This is a genomic window from Pseudoalteromonas sp. TB64, assembly GCF_000498095.1.
Classification (GTDB): Bacteria; Pseudomonadota; Gammaproteobacteria; order Enterobacterales; family Alteromonadaceae; genus Pseudoalteromonas.
Map to the genome: position 1 here is coordinate 1 of NZ_AUTQ01000043.1, position 2,151 is coordinate 2,151.

3 protein-coding genes are annotated in these 2,151 nt (G+C 39.0%); all 3 read left to right on the top strand.

From position 1 onward, the window contains the following. A partial coding sequence (locus L647_RS0101200) for an aminotransferase class I/II-fold pyridoxal phosphate-dependent enzyme (RefSeq protein ID WP_029880340.1) occupies positions 1 to 334 on the top strand: 334 nt, incomplete at its 5' end. Next, positions 331 to 1,197 (top strand): methyltransferase domain-containing protein, encoded by an 867-nt coding sequence (locus L647_RS0101205; RefSeq protein WP_024609580.1) that lies wholly within the window; start codon positions 331 to 333, stop codon positions 1,195 to 1,197. The genes L647_RS0101200 and L647_RS0101205, both read left to right, overlap by 4 nt. Positions 1,198 to 1,251: 54 nt before the next feature. Next, positions 1,252 to 1,935 carry a dethiobiotin synthase gene (bioD, locus tag L647_RS0101210; RefSeq protein WP_024609581.1) on the top strand — a complete coding sequence of 228 codons (684 nt, stop codon included), beginning with the start codon at positions 1,252 to 1,254 and terminating at the stop codon, positions 1,933 to 1,935. Positions 1,936 to 2,151: the final 216 nt, after the last annotated feature.

Genomic DNA, 2,151 nt, shown 5'->3' on the forward strand with positions numbered 1-2,151 from the left:
AAGCCACACACTTGCGCGTATTAAAAACATAAAAACAGCCAATGATAAACGCGATAAGCTAAATGCCAATATTGCGTTATTTAAGCAACTCGCTAAAACTCACAATATTGCTGTAATGGAATCAAACACCGCCATACAGCCCATTGTATTAGGCTGCGCTGAGCAAACATTGCAAGCGGCAGATAAGCTTAAACAACAGGATATTTGGCTCTCTGCAATTAGACCACCGACGGTTGCACATAACACCTCACGTTTACGCATTACTTTAACCGCCGCACATACCGAGCAAGATATAACGCACCTAGTTAAGCACTTAGCAGGTGCAATAGCATGATTGCTCAGCCAGTATTAAAAACAGACTTAATGCAAACACAACGAGTAAAACCGTGCCTAGTGGGTAGCGATTTAAATAGAGAGTTAAACAAGGATTTAAGCAAGGAGCTTAAAAAGTCTGCCCAAAGTAAGTTTTCAAAGGCGGCAGCGCGTTATAACACTCATGCAAATGTACAAAAACACGCAGCAAGCGATTTATTTAAACTAATAAAACCAGACTTTAATAAAAATAAGCTTTGTGTTGATTTAGGCGCAGGCCCGCTTGTTAATACGCATACCTTACAAAGCGTATTTGCAAGCGTTGTGGCGATGGATTTGAGCTTAAATATGCTACAAAGTAGTGATTTAATCACACCTAAAATATGCGCCGATATGGATAACCTACCGCTACAAGCAAACAGTATTGATGTTATTTACAGTAACTTTGCAGTGCAGTGGTCTGCTAATTTTTCGGCTTTAATGCAATCACTTTACTGTATATTAAAACCAGGCGGGCAGGCGTACATAAGCACTGTGGTAGAGGGCTCACTTAACGAAATAAAAACAGCCTTTGCCGCGCTTGATTCAAACAGCCACATAAATACCTTTAATAGTGAACTGCATATAAACCAATCAGTCCAAAATGCAGGGTTTACTATTAATAGCGCTAAAAAGCGTATTTACACCGATGAATACACAACACCTTTAAAAGCTATTGCCTCTATTAAAGCTATTGGCGCTACTACACAAAATCATACCAATACGCGCCAAGGGTTACTTACCAAATCGGCGCTACAAAAAGTATGCAGTGCATATCCGCTTATAAATAACAAAGCATGTGTGTCTTATCATGTGGTGCTGTTATCATTACAAAAAAGCGATTAATACGCTTAATTTAAAAATTAAACCAAACTTAGATTCAGATCATAAGGCAAAGTAATGAAAGAATTTTTTATAACAGGCACCGACACCGATGCCGGAAAAACCCACGTTACCAGTTTGCTATTAAAGTTACTTGCCCAACACAAAAAACAAGCCATTGGTTTTAAACCTCTTGCTGCTGGCTGCGAAATGGCATTCGATCAACTAGTAAACGCCGATGCCCTCATACTAATGGAAAGTGCAACAGTGAGCGCTAAATACGACGTAGTAAATCCGTTTGCGTTTGCACCACCTATTGCGCCGCACATAGCCGCTGAGCAAGTGGGAGTTAGTATTACTATTGATAAACTAAGTGATGCTTATAAAAACGTAAAACAACAGGGCGCTAATTATATACTTACCGAAGGCGCTGGTGGCTGGGCGTTACCAATTAATAAAAACGATTATTTATACGACTGGGTTAAAGCAGAAAAGATGCCGGTAATACTCGTTGTAGGTATGAAGCTAGGTTGCTTAAATCATGCGTTATTAACCGCTGCGCATATGCAAAGTATGGGTATAAACTGCGTTGGCTGGATTGCAAACCAAGTAGATAAAAATATGGACGAGTACCAAGCAAACCTTGATTCACTTAAAGCACGCTTACCGTTCCCAATACTTGCCATAAGCCCATACAGCGAGCAAACTCCTAAATTACAAATATACAAAAGCTTACTCAATACTCTCGATTTAAATTCTTAAAAATTAAAATACTGCTTTGTTAAATACAAAGCGGTTTTTGTATTGAATACATGAACTTATTTATTGTGTTTAAGCCTTGAAATAGCCTACGTTAGTACACATATAAACTTTACTAACTGCAGCTGACATTTACGATGATGTTACTAAGGACTTAACTACTATATGACGCACCCATTTATTAAAAGCTACGCCCAAAATGCGCACGTAAGCGCCGAG

Excerpts from the sequence above, each read along its gene's own strand:
- L647_RS0101205 (WP_024609580.1), top strand. The coding sequence starts at position 331 with ATGATTGCTCAGCCAGTATTAAAAACAGACTTAATGCAAACACAACGA.
- bioD (WP_024609581.1), top strand. The coding sequence starts at position 1,252 with ATGAAAGAATTTTTTATAACAGGCACCGACACCGATGCCGGAAAAACC.